Here is an 18,160-nt window from a genome sequence, read left to right as displayed (position 1 = left end):
TTACGGGGTGGCTTGCTTGGCATGTCCCGGCCCACCCTCACTCCCATCCCCTCCGTCCCGCGAGGAGTCAACTTGAGTGCCGCCACCCTCTCCCCGCCCGAACTGACCGCGCCGGAACGCGTCCGGTCCGTACTCGTCCAGGCGGTCTCCCTGTCGCTCGGCACCGACAGCCAGGACTACGACCTCATCGGTATGCACTCCGTCGGGCCCGACGGGCAGATCACCCTCTATCCCAAGCCGGACACTCCGCTCGCCCTCCAGGTCGCGGCCGGACCGCGAGGCGGACTCGGCGCCGTACTCGAGTTCACCGACATCTCGGCGACGGCGCTGCGCGACCGGGTGCGAGCCAGGGTCACGCTCGTCGGGCGGCTTCTCGTCGCCGAACGGGGAGCCGTCGCGGGTGCCGCGGACAGCGGCCCGTCCGACGACGAACTGCCGGGCGACGGGCTGAAGTTCGAGGCGGACCTCGTGACGCTGACCACCGCCGAGGGCGTCCAGGGGGTCGACCTCGACGCCTTCGTCCGCGCCGCTCCAGACCCGCTCGCGGTCGAGGAAGCGGCGATGCTGACGCATCTCGCCGAGGCGCACGAGGACATGGTCTCGGGCCTCGTCTCCCTCGGTGGATCCCGCCTGCCGCACGGAGTGCTGCGCACGCTGCCGCTCGCACTGGACCGGTACGGCATCACCCTGCGCTGTGAATACCGCGAGGGTCACTGCGACCTGCGCCTGCCGTTCCCGGACACCGCCCGGGACGCGGTCGAGGCGGGCGAACAGGTCCGACGTCTGCTGGCCGTACCGATCTGCCCGCATCGGCGCCAGTCGTCGGCACGGCCCTGAGTGCGGGGCGCCGCGGTGGCACGCGTCAGAGCGTGACCAGTACTCCCTCGGTCGCCGAGCGGCGGGCCGCTTCGAGTACGTCGAGAGTGGCGGCGGCCTCGAGTGCCGGGACCGGGTTCGCCGTGCCCTCTAGCAGGGCCGCGGCGATCGCCGCGTAGTACGCCGGATAGTCGCCCGGCAGCGTTCGTACGGGAGTGCCGCCGCCGGTCAGCGGGGACTCGCCGGCGCCGAGCCGGCCCCACAGCGCCTCGGGCTCCTCGCCCCACGCCGACGCGCCGGGGCGCAGGCCCTCGCGCAGCGCCGCCTCCTGCGGGTCGAGACCGTACTTGACGTAGCCGGCCGACGAGCCCAACACGCGGAAGCGCGGGCCGAGTTGAGCGGTGGTCGCGGAGACGTGCAGATGCGACCGCACGCCGCTGCGGTGGCTGACGGCGATGAACGTGTCGTCGTCGGCCTCCGCGCCCGGGCGCCGTACGTCGGTCTCGGCGTAGACGGTTGCGGCGGGGCCGAAGAGGGCGAGCGCCTGGTCGACGACGTGGCTGCCCAGGTCGTAGAGCAGACCGCCGATCTCCTCGGGTGCTCCCGACTCGCGCCAGCCGCCCTTGAGGGCCGGCCGCCACCGCTCGAAGCGTGACTCGAAGCGCTGCACCTCGCCGAGCTCGCCGGCGTCGATCAAAGACTTGAGGGTGCGGAAGTCGTTGTCCCAGCGCCGGTTCTGGAAGACCGAGAGCAGCAGTCCCTGCTGCTCGGCCAATGCGGCCAGTGCCCTGGCCTCCGCCGCGGTGCCGGCGATCGGCTTGTCCACGACGACCGGCAGACCGGCCTCCAGCGCGGCCGTCGTGAGCGGTACGTGGGTCTTGTTCGGTGAGGCGATCACGACCAGGTCGAGTTCGCCGGCGCGCTCCCACAGCGCGTCCGGCGAGTCGGCGAAACGGAGGGTGTCACCGAACTCCCCGCGGGCCTGCGCCTGACGCTCGGGGTTCGACGTGACGACCGTGTCGAGCGTGAGCCCTGCGGTGGCTGTCACCAGGGGTGCGTGGAAGACGGAGCCGGCGAGGCCGTAGCCGACGAGGGCCACGCGGAGCGGGGCGGTGCGCGAGGTGGTCATGCGCCGAACCTAAGCAATCGCCCGCCCGGAGTGCAAAGCACGCCGGCGGCCCCCGGGCGGCCGGCGCAGGTCGCCCGTACGGGCGGGACGACGTGCGCCGATCGGACGAATTCGGCGTCTTGTCCGCTCAACTGACCTGTGCGGTACGGGGGATCGCGGGAGCCGCGTGGCAGGGTCGCGGCACGTCGGCGGTCCCCTGCGGCCCGTCCCGCGCCCCCGGTGTCCCGCAGAAGCTTCTTTTCCTGAGCCGCGAGTGCTCGCACCTGCGCCCCTGCCCGTGCCCGTTCCCGTACGCGACCCGTGAAGGCTGGCCCCATGCGACCGCGATGTGCCCCGGTTCTCGCCGCCACCGTCCTCGTCGCTCTGGCCTGCGGCGGGGCCTCCACCACGGTCACCGCTCAGGCGTCCGTCGTTCCGGGGGCCGCGGCTCCGGCTGCCTCCGTACCGGCGTGGGCCGTTCCCGTCGCCCCGCTGGGGGCCGTGCGGCCGCCGACCTGCGCCACGGGCGAGGCCCCCGACGCCGATCCCTTCCCGGTGCGCGCCGAGATCGCGGACGGGTCGAGTGGCTACCGCCCCGGCGGAGCACCGGCGAACTGGCGGATCGAGCTGACCAACACCACGGCTCAGCCCTGCGCGCGCATCCACCCGATCGTCGTTCTCGTGGACCGGGCGCGGACCCTGACCGCCGACCAGGTACGACTCGAGTTCCGCGACCCCGAGGGCAAGTGGCGTCCCGCGGAGGTCGAGCACACGGACCGGGACGAGAACGTCGGGATCCTGGCGGACGGGCCTGCGACCGGCGAGGGCTTCCACGGCTTCGTGCTCTCCCCGGGCGCGAAACTGTCGGTCGACGTGCGGCTCGCCTTCGCGGCCGACACCCGGCCCGACCCGCGAGCGGACGCGGTGGAGGCCACGGTTGCGCTGGTCCAGCGCCGGGGCGGCGACGGGGAGTGGGTCGGCGAGTCCGACGCGTACGAGTTCGCCCTCGACCCTTCCGTACGCCCCGAGGACTCGCAGCCCGGGCGCGACCCGGAGTCCAAGTCCAGCCCCACGGGCCCCGCCGAGCCCGAGGCGAGCGGCGACGCCCCTGGCCGACAGCCCGGAACGGACCCGGCCCCGCACACCCCCGGAACGGACCCGGCCCCGCACACCCCGGGAACGGACCCGGGATCCGCACCCCGACGGGACCCCTCACCTGACACCGGCCCGTCCACCGGCACACCCCGCCACGACGAGACCCCCCGCGGCGAACACGGCGGCCCGCCACCCCGACTGGCCGAGACCGGCGACCGCCGACACGACGCCCTCGCCCGCCTCGCCGCCGTATCAGCCGTCCTCACCTTCCTCGGTGCCGGGATGGTCACCGCCACCCGACGCAGCTTCGGCCGCTCCTGTGCCGGGCTCGGTTTCCGGGGCCGCCGCGCACCCTGAGCGCGGCCTGAAGCACCGCCGCGAGCCCGGCGCCCGGCCTCGGCCCACCCCCGACACCGACCCCGCTTAGAGTTCCTCCGGTGGACTACCCGAACGACCAGCATCCCGGCGCACCGGTACGGGCCGGTGTCCCCGAGCACGGCCGCATCCCCAAGTACTACGCGGTCAAGACCCATATAGCCGCCCTGCTCGACGAGTTGGGCGAAGGTGGTCTGCTGCCGACCGAGCGGGATCTCGCCGAGCGCTACGAGGTCGCCCGCGAGACGATCCGACAGGCGCTGCGTGAACTCCTCCTGGAGGGCCGGCTGCGCAGGCTCGGCCGCGGCACCGTGGTCGCCGGTCCCAAACTGGAACAGCCCCTGGCCCTGGCGAGCTACACCGAGGGCGTACGGCGGCAGGGGCTGCGCCCGGGCCGCAGTCTGATCACCCTCGACCGCTTCCCCTGCCCGGCCCCGCTCGCCGGCGAGGTCGGCGTCGAAGCAGGTGAGCCGGTCTGGCACCTGGAGCGGGTCCTGCTCGCGGACGACGAGCGTATGGGCCTGGAGAGTACGTACGTCCCGGTCGCCCGAGTCCCGCACCTGGACCGCGACTTCGATCCCGACTCGTCCTTCTACGGCTATCTGCGCGAGCGGCTCGGCATCGTCTTCGGCGCAGCCGACGAGCGGATCGAGACGGTGCTCGCCACCCCGCGCGAGGCGCTCTTGATCGGCACGCCGCCGGCCCTGCCGATGATCTTGTTGCACCGGTTGTCCAGAGATGCCGACGGGCGGCGGCTGGAGCGGGTGCGGACGCTGTTCCGCGGGGACCGGTTCAGTTTCACGACCCATCTCGGGTAGCGGTCGGACCGTACGCCGTTCATCCGCGGGGCCGTAGGGGAGGTTCGCGTGGGCCGCCCCCGGTGCCGGGGTGCCCAACTCGCGTGCCGGTGAGGTGCGTTGAGTACGCCAGTGCCCGGACGTCCACTCCAGTATCACGGAAACATAACGGGTCTAGGCCAAGCTTGGGTGGTCGTTCACCGCCCGGTCACCGTCCGGACGGGATCAGGACACCGCCCGCCAGGAGCGTTGCCGACGTGAGAGTCATCGTCGTAGGAGCCGGCGTGGTGGGAACCATGCACGCCTGGCATGCAGTGGAACGCGGCCACGAGGTCGTACACATCGAGCGGGAGAGCGAGGCCAGAGGCGCATCCCTGCGCAACTTCGGTCAGATCTGGGTCAGTGGCCGGGCGGCCGGCGAGGAGCTCGGCACGGCACTGCGTGCCCGGGAACTGTGGGAGGGCCTCGGCGGCCGGGTGCCGGAGCTCGGATTCCGGCCGAACGGATCCCTGACCCCGGTCCGCACCCAGCGTGAACTGGCAGTGGCAGAAGCGGCGTCGGCCCTCGACGACGCACCGGACCGCGGCTACAAGCTGCTCACCCCGCAGGAGGCGCGCGCGGTCAACCCGGCGCTGCGCGGCGACTTCGAGGCCGCTCTGCACTGCGAGCGTGATGCGGCGGTGGAGCCTCGTACCGCCCAACTGGCATTGCGCCGAGCCCTGTTGGCCAGCGGCCGGTACACCTTCCTGTCGGACCGCGAAGTCCGTGACGTCGTCGGCGAGCAGGCCGTACGGGACGATCGCGGCGAGGTGCACTCCGGCGACGCCGTGGTGCTCTGCACCGGCGCCGCACTCGGCGGGCTCGTCCGCGAACTGTCCCCCGACCTGCCGGTTCGCCGGGTGCGGCTCCAGATGATGCAGACCGATCCGCTCGGCGAGCCGCTCCCCACCTCCGTCGCGGACGCCGACAGCTTCCGCTACTACCCGGCGTACCGCTCGGTCGCGCTCGACGAGCTCAACGCCGGACAGGCGCAGGCGCCGACCGCCGCCGCCCACCGCATGCAACTGCTCATGGTGCAGCGCAAGGACGGCGGCCTGACCATCGGCGACACCCATGAGTACGAACACCCCTTCTCCTTCGACGTGTTGGAGGACCCCTACGAGCATCTGGCCGCCGTCGTCGAGTCGTTCCTCGGCCGGCCGCTGCCGAAGATCAGGCGCCGCTGGGCCGGGGTGTACGCACAGTGCACCGACACCAGCCGCGTGGTGCACCGAGAGCAGGTGCGCGACGGCGTGTGGCTGGTCACCGGGCCCGGCGGGCGCGGTATGACCTGCTCGCCCGCGATAGCCGAAACCACCGCCGACGAGCTGAACTGGTGAGGAAGTTGACCCAGCCGACCCCCGAACACGCCCCCGGAACACCGCACCCCGGGACCCCGGCACACACCCCCGGCATCACCCTGGTCGTCCTCGACATGGCCGGCACCACCGTCGCCGACGGCGGGCTCGTCGAGCAGGCCTTCTCGCGCGCCGCCGAACGCCTCGGCGTCGAACCCGGCAGCCCCGGCCATGCGAAGCAACTCGCCTATGTCCGGGCCACCATGGGCGAATCGAAGATCACCGTCTTCCGCGCCCTGTTCGGCGACGAGAAGAAGGCGCAGGCCGCGAACTCGGCCTTCGAGGAGGCCTACGGCGCCCTCGTCGACGGCGGACGCATCGCCCCTGTACCGGGCGCCCGCGAGACGATCGAGGCCCTGCAGCAGTCGGGCCGCACCGTCGTCCTCACCACCGGCTTCGCCCGCGTGACCCAGGACGCCATCCTCGACGCGCTCGGCTGGCGCGGCCTCGTCGGCCTCACCCTCTGCCCCGCCGACGTGGGCGGCCGCGGCCGCCCCTACCCCGACCTGGTCCTCGGCGCCCTGCTGCGCACCGGCGCGGCCGACGACGTGCGCCAGGTGGCCGTCGCCGGCGACACCTCGTACGACATGCGCTCGGGACGCAGCGCCGGAGCCGGACTGGTCGCCGGAGTCCTCACCGGCGCACACGAAGCCGACGCCCTGCGCGCCGCGGGTGCCACCCGGATTCTCGGCTCGGTCGCAGAACTCCCCGCCGCACTGGGCACGTGGGAGACCGCGCCGCGAGGAGTGGACCGGTGAGCGCCGCCCCGGCCGAAATGACCCGGGCCGAGGACGAGGCGGCGGCCACCGGTGGCGCACCGCGCAGCGGCATCCGCTTCGACGGCGTCACCGTCGCCTACGGCAGCAACGTCGTCCTCGACTCCCTCGACCTCACCGTCGAACCCGGTGAGGTCATGGCCCTGCTCGGCCCCTCCGGCTCCGGCAAGACCACCGCCCTGCGCGCCGTCGCCGGATTCGTCCGGCCCGCGGCAGGACGGGTGCTCCTCGGCGACCGTGACGTCACCGAACTGCCTCCGCACCGGCGCGGCATCGGCATGGTCGTGCAGAGTTACGCCCTCTTCCCGCACATGCGGGTCGACGAGAACGTCGCCTTCGGCCTCCGAGCCCAGAAGGTCCCCAGGTCGGCCATCCCCGCCCGCGTCGCCGAGGCCCTCGAGATGACCGGCATGGCCGCCTACGCCCGGCGCTACCCCCGCGAACTGTCCGGCGGCCAGCAGCAGCGCGTAGCCATCGCCCGGGCGCTCGCCATCCGGCCCCGCGTCCTGCTGCTCGACGAGCCGCTGTCCGCGCTCGACGCCCGGCTGCGCAGCGACATGCTCGCCGAACTCGCCCGTCTGCACCGGGAGTTGCCCGACGTCTCGATCCTCTACGTCACCCACGACCAGGTCGAGGCGCTCACCCTGGCCGACCGTATCGCCGTCATGGACCAGGCAAGGCTGCGCGACTGCGGCACCCCGCAGGAGCTCTACCGGCGGCCCCGCACCGAGTTCACCGCGTCCTTCGTCGGCCAAGCGAACCTGCTGCCGGTCACCGTGCACGACGACGGCGTCGAATTCGCGGGCAAGGCACTGCGGACGCCCACGGGCGATGCGGCTCCCGGCGCCGACGCGACCCTGTGCATACGCCCGCACCTCGTCGGACTCGGCGACGGACCGAACGCCCTGCACGGCACCGTCGCCGAGATCCAGTGGCGCGGCGCCACCCACCGGCTCTACGTGGACGTCGACGGCCACCGGCTCAAGGCGGACCTGCGGGAGCTGAAGCAACCGCCGGCGATCGGGGACACGGTCGCCCTGCACTTCGCCGCGGAGGACGCGGTGCTCCTCGGCTCGGGGGTGGGCAGCCATGACTAGCGCCCTCGTCGAGCCGCGCGATGCCCTGCGGCGTGACGGACCGTCCCCTCGCGCACGGACCGTCCCCCGCTGGGTCTGGGCGCTGCCACCCGTCGCCCTGCTCGGGGCGTTCTTCGTCTATCCGCTCGCCCTCGTCGTCGAACAGTCGGTGTCGCCCGACGAGGGCGGAACGTCCCTCCAGCCGTACACCGAAGTGTTCGCCTCCGAGGCGTTCCGGGAAGCGCTGGGCACCACCGTGTGGCTGGCCGTCGGATCGACCGTCGGCTGTCTGGTGCTCGGCTTCGTGCTGGCGCTGATCATCGCGTTCGTGCCGTTCCCCGGCGGGAAGGCCGTCGCCAAGTTCATCGACGTCTTCCTGTCCTTCCCGTCCTTCCTCATCACGCTGGCGCTGCTGTTCGTCTACGGCACCGTGGGCATGGCGAACGGACTGTGGACGGACGCCACCGGTGCGGCCACCGGGCCCTTCCAGTTCCTGACCACGCCGTGGGGCGTACTCCTCGCAGAGATCACGTACTTCACCCCGTTCGTGATGAGGCCGCTGCTCGCCGCGTTCTCGCAACTGGACACCACACAGCTGGAGGTCGCCTCCTCGCTCGGTGCGCGGCCGGCGCGGATCGTGCGCCGGGTGATCCTGCCCGAGGCGCTGCCGGGACTCGCCGCGGGCGGCAGCCTCGTCCTGGTGATGTGCCTCAACGAGTTCGGCATCGTGCTCTTCACCGGAGCGAAGGGCGTCACCACACTCCCGATGCTGGTGTACGGCAAGGCCATCCTCGAGTCGGACTATCCGGCGGCCTGTGTCGTCGCCGTCGTCAACATCGCGATCTCCGTGGGTCTTTACGGCCTCTACCGGGTGGTGAGCCGTCGTGTTGGTGCATAGCCGCAAGGGCAAGTGGACCGCCTGGGCGGTGTTCTTCGTCCTCTTCCTGCCGCTGTTCGCGCTGCCGCTCGTGGTGATCGTCGCGGCGTCCTTCTCGACCAGCTGGTCCGGAGCCTTCCCCTCGGGTCCGACGGGCGGTCACTACGCCGCGGCCACCCGGGGCGACTCCCTCCAGGCCCTCACCACCAGCCTCGTCACCGCCGTGACCGCGAGCCTGCTCGCGCTGACCGCGGGCAGCTGGGCCGCGCTGGCCGCGGCCGGCCTGAAGAAGCGCGGGAAGGCCGTACTCGACGCGCTGTTCGTACTGCCGGTGGCTGTGCCCTCCGTGGTGGTCGGGCTCGCGGTCCTGGTGGCGTTCTCGCAGCCGCCGGTGTTGCTCAACGGCACCCGCTGGATCGTGATCCTCGCCCACACCATCCTGGTCACCGCCTTCGCCTACCAGTCGGTGTCCGCGGCCCTGACCCGGCTCGACCCGGCCTTCGAGCAGGCCGCGGCCTCCCTCGGCGCCCGGCCCGGACACGTACTGCGCCGGGTGAAACTGCCGCTCCTGCTGCCCTCCCTGAACGCGGCCGCCGGCCTCTGCTTCGCGCTGTCCATGGGCGAGTTGAGCGCCACGATGATGCTCTACCCGCCGGACTGGATGCCGCTGCCCGTGCAGATCTACACGGCCACCGACCGCGGTGCGCTCTTCACCGGATCCGCCGTCGCGGTGGTCCTGATGGGCACCACGCTGCTCGTCCTGCTCGCCGTGTCCCGGATCAGGACCAGAGCCTCTTACCGCTGAAAGGGCGTCGTACCACCGAACCGGCGCCTTGCGCGCGCCCGCCTCCGTAACCCGGCGACCGCCCACGACTCCCGTATCCGCACACCCCCGTACGCCGTAGCCCGTACCAAAGCATCTTCCTGACGAGGAGACATCCGTCCCATGCGCGCCAAAACGCTCGTCGCCGCCGTCGGCGGCCTCGCCCTCACCGCCTCCCTGACCGCCTGCGGCGGCGACTCCTCCGCCTCCGACACCGACGTCGTCACCGTCTACAGCGCCGACGGCCTCAAGGGCGAGGACGGCAAGGGCTGGTACGACCAGGTCTTCAAGGACTTCGAGAAAAAGACCGGCATCGAGGTCAAGTACGTCGAGGGCGGCTCCGGAGAGATGGTGCAGCGCGCCCTGCGCGAGAAGTCCAACACCCAGGCCGACGTCATGGTCACCCTGCCGCCCTTCATCCAGCAGGCCACCGGCAAGGGCCTGCTCGACCGCTACGAGCCCAAGGGATCCGGGCAGGTCAACGGCGCGGACAAGGCCGCCGACGGCACCTGGACGGCCCTGGTCAACAACTACTTCTCGTTCATCTACAACAAGGACGAGCTGCGGCGGCCGCCCGCCACCTGGGACGAACTGCTCGACGCCGAGTACCGGAACAAACTGCAGTACTCCACCCCCGGGGTCGCGGGCGACGGCACCGCCATGGTCATCAAGGCCATGCACGACTTCGGCGGCGAGAAGCCAGCCATGGACTACCTCGGGAAGCTGCAGTCCAACAACGTCGGCCCGTCCTCCTCGACCTCCAAGCTCGCGCCCAAGGTCGACAAGGGAGAACTCCTGGTGGCCAACGGTGATGTGCAGATGAACTTCGCGCAGTCCAAGTCCATGCCCAACCTCGGCATCTGGTTCCCGAAGAAGCGGGGCGGCAAGCCCACCACCTTCGCCCTGCCGTACGCCGGCGGCCTGGTCAAGAACGCCCCGCACAGCGAGAACGGCAAGAAGCTGCTCGACCACATGCTCGGCGCGCAGGCCCAGAAGCAGGTCAGCTCGATCGGCGGCGGCTTCCCGGCCCGCTCCGACATCGAGCCCACCGACGCCAACGCCGTGGCACTGACCAAGCTCATGGACGGCGTGGAGGTCTTCGAGCCGGACTGGACCGACATCGAGAAGAACCTCACCGACTACGTCGACGCCTGGAAGTCCGCAACCGGCAGCTGACCGGGCGTACCCCCGCGGCGGCCTGTGGACAACTCGGCGGCAGGGATCCCGGGCTGTGGACAACCGGACCGTCCGCAGTCCGCGCCCCTTAGGATCGATCGAACGAGAGACCGTAGCGCGCGACAGATGGTGTCGAACGACGGACGCAGGGCGGAGAACTACCCGTGGCAGACCGCAAGCCGATCGAATCCTGGCTCACCGACATGGACGGCGTCCTGATCCACGAGGGCGTGCCCATCCCCGGCGCCGAAGCCTTCCTGAAAAAGCTCCGCGAGTCCGGCAAGCCCTTCCTCGTGCTGACCAACAACTCCATCTACACGGCCCGTGACCTGCACGCCCGCCTGCTGCGCATGGGCCTCGAAGTCCCCGTGGAGAACATCTGGACGTCCGCGCTCGCCACCGCGAAGTTCCTCGCCGACCAGCGCCCCGGGGGCACGGCGTACGTCATCGGTGAGGCCGGCCTCACCACCGCCCTGCACGACATCGGTTACGTCCTCACCGACCACGCCCCGGACTACGTGGTGCTCGGCGAGACCCGTACGTACAGCTTCGAGGCGATGACGAAGGCCGTCCGTCTGATCAACGACGGCGCCCGCTTCATCTGCACCAATCCGGACGAGACCGGCCCCAGCCTGCAGGGCCCGCTGCCCGCCACCGGCGCCGTCGCGGCCCTGATCACCAAGGCCACGGGCAAGGACCCCTACTTCGCGGGCAAGCCGAACCCGCTGATGATGCGCACGGGCCTGAACGCGATCGGCGCCCACTCCGAGTCCAGCGCCATGATCGGCGACCGGATGGACACCGACGTCCTCGCGGGCCTCGAGGCGGGCATGCGCACCTACCTGGTACTCACCGGTCTCACCAAGCCCGACGAGGTCGAGCGCTACCCCTTCCGGCCGTCCGAGACGGTGGACTCCATCGCGGACCTGGTCGACCGCATCTGACCCGGGCGCGGATCACCGCGGTCCGCCCCGCAGTCACTCGAACGGCTGCGTCCGGGCCGTGGTGCGGCTGCTCCGGATGCGGGAGCGGCGTCGCGGGAGGAACCTCGGAGTGTCTGGAGGTTTCACGATGCGCACATACGCGCTTACTCTCTGTGCGGCGACTGCGGTGGCCGCGCTGACAGCTTCACCCGCGATATCCGCCCCGTTGGACGACCCGGCCGGCACCGTCCGCGTGAGCCCCACCAAGCCCACCCCGGGCAGCCAGGTGAAACTGCAGGTCACAGGCTGCGACGGCAATACGGGCGCCGCCAAGTCGCGGGCGTTCGTCGCGGACGCCGCCCTCAGCCAGCCGGACGACGACCAGGACGCCCCGCTCGCCGGCGAGGCCACCGTCCGTTCCACCGCGGCCCCCGGCGGCTACCGCATCACCGTCAGCTGTGACGGTGAGGACAAGGCCAAGGGAACGCTGACCGTCGTCGCCTCCGACGAGAACGAGGACGAGGACCAGGCCCGGCAGAAGCAGGTCAAGCAGTCGCAGTCGCCGAGGCCCTCACCCACCGCCCCGGTCCGTGCGGGCGGCGGCGGCACCGCGGAACTCGCCGCCGACTCCACCGCCGACCGTGCCGCCTCCGAAGGCCCCGGCGCCCGGCACGCCGTCATCGGCCTGCTGCTCGCCTCGGCCGCCGCCCTCGCCGTCACCGGCCGCCTGGTGCGCCGGCGCCGACGACCGGAGTAGGCGGCGTGCCCATGGCTGAGGAACGCGCACCCGGCACCGGCCGGCTGCTCACCGGAGTGGCCTGGGCGGTTCTCCTGGTCGGCCTCTGGCTCTGGGGCCGCGAACTGACCGGCGCCCCCGGCGGCGACTCGGCGCCCACCACCGGCGACGTGGCCGCGGTCGGCCGCCCGTTCGGCGCCCAACTGCCGCCCGCGCACAAGCCGTTGGACGCCGCACGCCCCGACCGCGTGGACATCCCCGCGATAGGGGTGAAGGCCCCGGTCGTACGCCGCGGCCTCGACGCCGACGGGGCCGTCGACCCGCCCTCGTACGCACAGTCCGAGGCCGTCGGCTGGTACGGAGCCGGCACCCAGCCCGGCACCGAGGGCACCGCCCTGCTCGTCGGACACGTGGACACCGACACCCGGCCGGCCGTCTTCTACGACCTGAGCGCCCTCGAGCCCGGCGAGAAGATCCGGGTCACCCGCCACGACGGCTCGCTCGCCGAATTCACCGTCGAGGACGTGGCCGTCGTCGGCCGGGACTCCTTCGACGCCCAGAAGGCCTACGGCAAGCAGGAGTCGGACCGCGCCGAACTGCGCCTGATCACCTGCGGCGGCACCTTCGACAGCGCCACCCGCACCTACAGCTCCAACGTGGTCGTCTCCGCCTACCTCACCGGCGACGGCGACTGAGCCCGTATGCCGGTGGGCCTGTGCGCTGCGGTGCCCGGCAAGCGACGTCCGCGTAACAGCTCACCTACGATCGGCGGAAGCGGACCGGGCTGGCCTCGTGGTGCTCGGAACACGTATGTCAGGATTGGGCCTTAATACAGTGCACCCAAGGGGGAGTGGATGTACGGCAGCGATGACCGCCGTAAGCGCAAGTCCCCGGGTCGTGGGTGGAAGGCGGGAGCGGTGGCCGTGGGGGCGGCCCTGATGCTCTCCGCATGCTCCTCCTCGGACGATCCGGAATCGGACAAGTCCAGCAAGCCGGTGAAGCAGCAGCCGAAGGGCGAGGACCCGTACTGGGTCAACCCGGACAGCAAGGCGGCGAAGCAGGCGGCCGAATACGAGCAGGGCGGCGACAAGGACAAGCTCGAGCAGGTCAGAAAGATCGCCGAGCAGCCGGCGGGCGAATGGATCATCCCGGAGAACGCCGAGGAACAGTCCAAGGGCTTCACCGAGGCCGCGGAGAAGGCCGACCGGGAAGCGATCCTGGTCCTCTACAACATCCCGCACCGCGACTGCGGCCTGTACTCCAAGGGCGGCGCGGCGGACGGCAACGAGTACCGCACGTTCATCGACAACGTGGCCAAGGGCATCGGCGACCGTCCCGCGACAGTCATCCTCGAGCCCGACGCACTCCTGCACCTGGTCGACGGCTGCACGCCGGACCAGTACCACGAGGAGCGCTACGACCTGATCAAGGGCGCCATCGAGAAGCTCAAGTCCCTGGAGAACACCAGGGTGTACCTGGACGGCGGCAACCCGGGCGCGGCCAAGCCGGACTCGTACTACGAGCCACTGAAGTGGGCCGGCATCGACAAGGCCGACGGCTTCGCGGTGAACGTGTCGAACTACTACACCACCAAGGAGTCGATCGCCTTCGGCAAGGAGCTCTCCGCCAAGGTGGGCAACAAGCCGTTCGTCATCGACACCAGCCGCAACGGCAACGGCCCGTACACCGGCGGCAAGGCCGACCAGCGCTGGTGCAACCCGCCCGGCCGTGCGCTCGGCGAGGCACCCACCACCAAGACCGCCGACAAGCAGGTCGACGCCTACCTGTGGATCAAGCGTCCCGGTGAGTCCGACGGCGAGTGCAGGGGCGGCCCCAAGGCCGGCGAGTGGTACGACGACTACGCGGTGAAGCTGGCCGAGGCCAGCAACTGGTAGCCCGCACACAGCAGTTACCGCACAACGCCTGAGGGGCGCCTCCCGACCGGGAGGCGCCCCTCAGGCGTTGTGGTGTGTCAGGCGTTGTGGTGTGCGCCTACGGCACCTCGACCCAGACCGCCTTGCTCGGCGTGCCCTGGTCGTCCGTCACGAACAGCATGTACCAACCCGGCTGCACCAGGTTCTTGTTGCTCGGCATGGTGACCTGGATGCCGCCGCTGGTCTTCTTCAGGCCGAGCTCGACGGACCGCTGGTCGATGTCGGTGACATGGGTGGAGGCGCTCGGCTTGATCAGCCGCGCCTTCTTGATCGACGACGCGTGCTCGGTCTTGAAGGTCGCCGTGCCACCGCGCTTGATCGACTTCGGGCCACCGGACAGCTTCGGCTGCGAACCCTGGTAGAGGTACGGCGGCGTGTACATCTCGATGCGCTGCTCGAACTTGCCCGGCTTGGTGTTGCCCTTGTCCGAGTAGAGCGAGTCCGATCCGAAGACGACGACGCGGCCGTCGGGCAGCAGGATCGAGCCCGAGTGGTAGTTGCGGCCGACCAGCGGGTCGGCCACCCGCCGGAACTCGTTGGCCTTCGAGTCGTACATCCTCGCCTCGAGGATGTTGGAGTCGCTGCGGCCGCGGTAGTCCTCGGAGCCGCCGGTGACCAGGACGTCGTCGTTCGGCAGGATCGAGGACTGCGGGTAGCGGGTGCCCTTGTCGAACGACGGGCCGTCCTTGAAGACCGGGTTGTCGTCCTTCAGGTCGATGATCCGGGTCTTCTTGCTGGACTTCTCGGACTCACCGACACCGCCGCCGCCGACGACCATGAACCGCTCGTCCTGGGCGGGCGGCAGCATGACCGTGCCGGCCGTCTCCATCAGCTTCGGGTCGCTGAGACCGCTGATGTTCTTGAACTTGTCGTTCTCGAAGTCCCAGATGCCGGGCTTGCGGCCGACGTTGTCCGGGCCGTAACCGGCGTTGGCGCCCGAGTAGAAGAGCTTGCCGTTCGGCAGCAGGAAGACCGCGGGGTACGTCGGGAACTGCTTCTTCTGCTTGACGTACTTCCACTTCTTGGTCTCGGGGTCGTAGACCTCGTTGCGGTTGCCGGGGACGACCTGGCCGATGTCGTCGAGTCCGGACAGGGCGAGGATCTTGCCGCTCTCGAGAGTGGTGAGCGTCGGGTACCAGCGCGCCTCGTTCATCGGATCGACGGTGATGTACTTCTCCGCCACCGGGTCGAACTCGTAGGCGTCCTTGATGCCCTGGAAGTCCTTCTTGTCCAGGGCGAGCTTCTGGGCGATGCCGTAGGTGTTGCGCGCGTCGGAGCCCTTGAGGCCCTGCACCCGGTAGTTGTCCTGGGTGCCGGTCTCGTACTTCTTGCCGCTCTTGGCCGCCTCGACGTAGACCCGGCCGATGCCGGGGTCGTTGCGCAGGAACTTGCCCGTCGCCTTGTCGAAGACCTTCTTGGCCCGCGGGATGTTCAGCGGGTCCTTGGAGATGAACGTCTTGCCGTTCTTCTTGCCGGAGAACTTGGTGCCCGCCGGCAGGTTGATCGGCTTGTCCGGGTCCTCGTTGTGGACGATCATCAGGCCGCCGGCCTTCGTCACGTCACCCTGGAGCTTCTCGTACCGCCGGGTGCCGCCCGCGACCAGGAGCTTGCCGTCCGGCAGTTGGGTGTGGCCGGTGCAGAACAGGTCGTTCGGCGTCCCGATCGTCTTGAAGGTGTTCTTGTCCGGGTCCCACAGGACCGTCTTGAACTTCTTCGCGTCGAAGTTCCGCTCGTCGTTGCCCGAACCCGCGACCAGCAGCACCTTGCCGGTGTGCAGCAGCGCCGCGTGGATCGTGTTGAGCCGGAACTCCTTCGGTATGTTGACGGTGTCCCATTTGCCGTTGTCGGCTTTGTACTCAGGTCGGTTGATCTTGTACTCGTGGTACTGCTCCGAACCGAACCGGTACAGCGCCGGCCCGTTCATCCCCGCCAGCGCTATCACCACCGCCGCGCCGATCGTGATGCGCCGAGCCCGGCGCCGACGGCTGGAACGGTCTTTCACTGCTTACCCCGATTTGCCTCGTAGTGATGTGCCTGATGCTGAGGTGCGGCACCTGCCGGTGGGCCGTCGGCCCGTGGCGGGAGACCCGCCTGCCCGTGCGTTCCCCTCGCGGAGCCCCCCACGGCGATCTGCATGGTCTGGTCGGCAGCGGCCCAACTGGGCTTCTGCTGCGGGGCGTGAGCGCCCGCCGGCCCCTGACCCGGCTGCTGTGACGGCGCGGTCGGGTCCGCCGCGGCGGGTTCGCCGGACGAGGGCCCGCCCCTGGCGCGCTCCTTCTTCTCCTTCTGCCAGGCGTACTGCCACAGCAGGATCGGCGCCGCGGTGATCAGCAGGGCGAGCGTGGCCCAGATGATCATCGCCGGATGGGCGTTGCCGTTGGAGAACGAGGCGCCCATCGAACCCGCGAAGACGAGGATGAAGAACAGGTGGATCCGGAAGGTCCCGAACAGGGTGTCCGGACTCGCGGACTCGCCCTTCGGCGTCACGACGAACTTGCTCTTGCGGCGCAGCGCGGCATCGAGCAGGGACCGGGCATAGACCGGTGCGGACATCGCGGACATCGCCATACCGGCCACGCCCCCGGACCCCTCGGGCTCGTGCGGCGAGACGTTGTGCCGGCGGTTCCAGATGTAGAGGCCGACCTGGAGTGCGGTGGCGTTGCCGTAGAGCATCAGCCAGATGGTCGGGTCGATGTTCACACCCGAGGCGCCGAGACCGAGGAACAGGGCACAGCTCAGTGCGGCCAGGATCCAGTTCATGGCGGACATCGGGTAGAAGATGACCATCATCGTGTAGTTGAAGAACCGGCCGGGCGGCAGCGAGAACGGTGCCTTCCAGAACTGCTTGAGCAGCGTCTCGTACGTGCCGCGGGACCAGCGCAGCTGCTGGGTGAAGAAGTCCGTCCAGGCGTTGGGGCCCTCGCCGACCGCGAGCACGTCGGGCGTGTAGATCGACTTCCACTTCTTGCCGGTGGTCGGATTCTTGGCGCGGTGGATCTCGAAGCCCGTCGCCATGTCCTCGGTGATCGAGTCGTACAGGCCGCCGATCTGCTTCAGCGCGCTGATGCGTACGGCGTTCGACGTACCCACGAACATCGGGGAGCCGTAGGCGTTGCCCGCGCGCTGGATCAGGGCGTGGAAGAGGAACTGCTGGGACTCGGCGGCCTTGGTGATGAAGTTGTCGTAGTTGCCGTAGACCTGCGGGCCGATGACGAAGCCGACGTCCGGGTCGCGGAAGAAGCCGAGCATCCGCTCCAGGTAGTTGGGCAGCGGCACGTGGTCGGTGTCGACGGAGGCGAAGTAGTCGTAGTCGTCGCCGTGCGCGTCCAGCCAGGCGTTGTAGTTGCCGTGCTTGGTCTTGGCACGGTGCGGGCCCTTGGCCTGGTTCCACTTCGCGACGCCCTTGCGGGAGAAGTGGTGCACGCCGAGCCGCTCGCAGACGGCCTTCACCTCGGGGTCGTCACCCTCGTCGAGGAGCCAGATGTGCAGCAGCCCGCGGTGGCGGATCTTGACCGCGGCCTCCAGCGTCTTCGTCACCATCTCGAGCGGCTCCTTGCCGGGCACGAAGGAGGTGAGGAAGGCCACACGGGTGCCGGTCTCGGGCACCACCGGGATCGGGTCGCGGGCGACCAGGGTGGCGTGCGCGTTCGACAGGACGTTCATGCAGCGGAAGAACTCGATCAGTCCGATCGAGACCAGCATCACGACGTCGAGGTGTTCCAGGTACGCGTTCGGTACGTAGTCGCGCTTGGTCCAGTGCTCGGGCTGCAGCAGCCAGAAGAGCAGGACGAGCGAGAGCACGGGGGCGGCGCCGAGCATCAGCGCCGCGCGTATCCGGTGCGTCTCCTGGGACAGCAGCGTGCGGTACTGGACCTTGTACGGCTTGTTCCGGTCCGGCTGGGTGAGGGGTCCGGCGAGCCGGCTGTAGTGCTCGTAGTCGTAACGCGGCAGCGCCTTCTTCAAGCGCAGAAAGCCGCCGGTGCGATTCGGTGGCACCCGCAGCTGGGTCGTCTGAGACGGGTCCGGGTTCTGCCGGGCGCCCGTCGGCGTCGACGTCATGAGTCATCCCCCCGCACGCAATCCCTTGCGTGTTCGTTGGTCCTTCCGTCCGCTCGGGTCCCCCTCGACCGTCACGCACGCATCAGTGGTCGGCCACCTGCCTCCCACGTCCCGTAGGACATGAAAAGACAACCTTCCGGTTGCATGATGCCCCGCCCCGGCCTTCGGTCACGAACGGGGCCCCCTCCCCGT

16 protein-coding genes are annotated in these 18,160 nt (G+C 70.2%); 13 read left to right on the top strand and 3 right to left on the bottom strand.

The features are described 5' to 3' along the window. The first annotated feature begins 72 nt into the window (after positions 1-72). Complete coding sequence (locus DSC45_RS06850) at positions 73-837, top strand: DUF2470 domain-containing protein (RefSeq protein ID WP_119288099.1); 765 nt, start codon at positions 73-75, stop codon at positions 835-837. A 25-nt stretch (positions 838-862) separates the two neighbouring features. On the opposite strand, the gene DSC45_RS06845 is transcribed toward DSC45_RS06850, so the two are convergent. Then, positions 863-1,945 (bottom strand): Gfo/Idh/MocA family protein, encoded by a 1,083-nt coding sequence (locus tag DSC45_RS06845; RefSeq protein ID WP_119288097.1) that lies wholly within the window; start codon positions 1,943-1,945, stop codon positions 863-865. Between the two features lie 315 nt (positions 1,946-2,260). Here DSC45_RS06845 and DSC45_RS06840 point away from each other — a divergent pair, with 315 nt between their 5' ends. The 12 genes from DSC45_RS06840 to DSC45_RS06785 all read left to right on the top strand — a co-directional run bounded on the left by DSC45_RS06840 (position 2,261) and on the right by DSC45_RS06785 (position 13,870). Next, the gene (locus tag DSC45_RS06840; protein ID WP_119288096.1) at positions 2,261-3,376 is read left to right on the top strand and encodes a hypothetical protein; all 1,116 of its coding nucleotides are present in this window, start codon (positions 2,261-2,263) and stop codon (positions 3,374-3,376) included. A gap of 80 nt (positions 3,377-3,456) precedes the next feature. Continuing rightward, positions 3,457-4,212 carry a GntR family transcriptional regulator gene (locus DSC45_RS06835; RefSeq protein WP_119288094.1) on the top strand — a complete coding sequence of 252 codons (756 nt, stop codon included), beginning with the start codon at positions 3,457-3,459 and terminating at the stop codon, positions 4,210-4,212. Between the two features lie 236 nt (positions 4,213-4,448). Beyond that, on the top strand, positions 4,449-5,570 hold the full coding sequence (locus tag DSC45_RS06830) for a TIGR03364 family FAD-dependent oxidoreductase (RefSeq protein ID WP_119288092.1): 1,122 nt from the start codon (positions 4,449-4,451) through the stop codon (positions 5,568-5,570). A 74-nt stretch (positions 5,571-5,644) separates the two neighbouring features. After that, positions 5,645-6,346 (top strand): phosphonatase-like hydrolase, encoded by a 702-nt coding sequence (locus DSC45_RS06825; protein WP_276145448.1) that lies wholly within the window; start codon positions 5,645-5,647, stop codon positions 6,344-6,346. 17 nt (positions 6,347-6,363) lie between these two features. Beyond that, positions 6,364-7,461 (top strand): ABC transporter ATP-binding protein, encoded by a 1,098-nt coding sequence (locus tag DSC45_RS06820; RefSeq protein ID WP_119288432.1) that lies wholly within the window; start codon positions 6,364-6,366, stop codon positions 7,459-7,461. Further along, positions 7,454-8,338: a 2-aminoethylphosphonate ABC transporter permease subunit gene (locus DSC45_RS06815; protein WP_119288090.1), complete on the top strand. Its 885-nt coding sequence runs from the start codon at positions 7,454-7,456 to the stop codon at positions 8,336-8,338. The genes DSC45_RS06820 and DSC45_RS06815 overlap by 8 nt, the downstream gene beginning before the upstream one ends. Further along, entirely contained in the window at positions 8,325-9,122 is a 798-nt protein-coding gene (locus DSC45_RS06810; protein WP_119288089.1) for an ABC transporter permease, read from the top strand. The genes DSC45_RS06815 and DSC45_RS06810 overlap by 14 nt, the downstream gene beginning before the upstream one ends. 141 nt (positions 9,123-9,263) lie before the next feature. Beyond that, the gene (locus DSC45_RS06805) at positions 9,264-10,316 is read left to right on the top strand and encodes a 2-aminoethylphosphonate ABC transporter substrate-binding protein (protein WP_119288087.1); all 1,053 of its coding nucleotides are present in this window, start codon (positions 9,264-9,266) and stop codon (positions 10,314-10,316) included. A 164-nt stretch (positions 10,317-10,480) separates the two neighbouring features. Beyond that, positions 10,481-11,260: an HAD-IIA family hydrolase gene (locus tag DSC45_RS06800; protein WP_119288086.1), complete on the top strand. Its 780-nt coding sequence runs from the start codon at positions 10,481-10,483 to the stop codon at positions 11,258-11,260. Between the two features lie 232 nt (positions 11,261-11,492). Continuing rightward, complete coding sequence (locus tag DSC45_RS06795; protein WP_240434532.1) at positions 11,493-11,996, top strand: hypothetical protein; 504 nt, start codon at positions 11,493-11,495, stop codon at positions 11,994-11,996. Between the two features lie 11 nt (positions 11,997-12,007). Beyond that, the gene (locus DSC45_RS06790) at positions 12,008-12,670 is read left to right on the top strand and encodes a class F sortase (RefSeq protein ID WP_119288082.1); all 663 of its coding nucleotides are present in this window, start codon (positions 12,008-12,010) and stop codon (positions 12,668-12,670) included. A gap of 159 nt (positions 12,671-12,829) precedes the next feature. Then, the gene (locus tag DSC45_RS06785; protein WP_119288080.1) at positions 12,830-13,870 is read left to right on the top strand and encodes a glycoside hydrolase family 6 protein; all 1,041 of its coding nucleotides are present in this window, start codon (positions 12,830-12,832) and stop codon (positions 13,868-13,870) included. Between the two features lie 97 nt (positions 13,871-13,967). Here the strand turns inward: DSC45_RS06785 and DSC45_RS06780 are convergent, their stop codons facing one another. Both DSC45_RS06780 and DSC45_RS06775 read right to left on the bottom strand, forming a co-directional pair. After that, entirely contained in the window at positions 13,968-15,911 is a 1,944-nt protein-coding gene (locus DSC45_RS06780; RefSeq protein WP_119288078.1) for a radical copper oxidase GlxA, read from the bottom strand. Further along, the gene (locus tag DSC45_RS06775) at positions 15,908-17,968 is read right to left on the bottom strand and encodes a glycosyltransferase family 2 protein (RefSeq protein WP_119288076.1); all 2,061 of its coding nucleotides are present in this window, start codon (positions 17,966-17,968) and stop codon (positions 15,908-15,910) included. The genes DSC45_RS06780 and DSC45_RS06775 overlap by 4 nt, the downstream gene beginning before the upstream one ends. Positions 17,969-18,160 lie beyond the last annotated feature (192 nt).

Origin of the sequence: Streptomyces sp. YIM 130001, from assembly GCF_003574445.1 — a bacterium.
Classification (GTDB): Bacteria; Actinomycetota; Actinomycetes; order Streptomycetales; family Streptomycetaceae; genus Streptomyces.
This window is presented reverse-complemented; position numbering and strand designations above follow the sequence as displayed.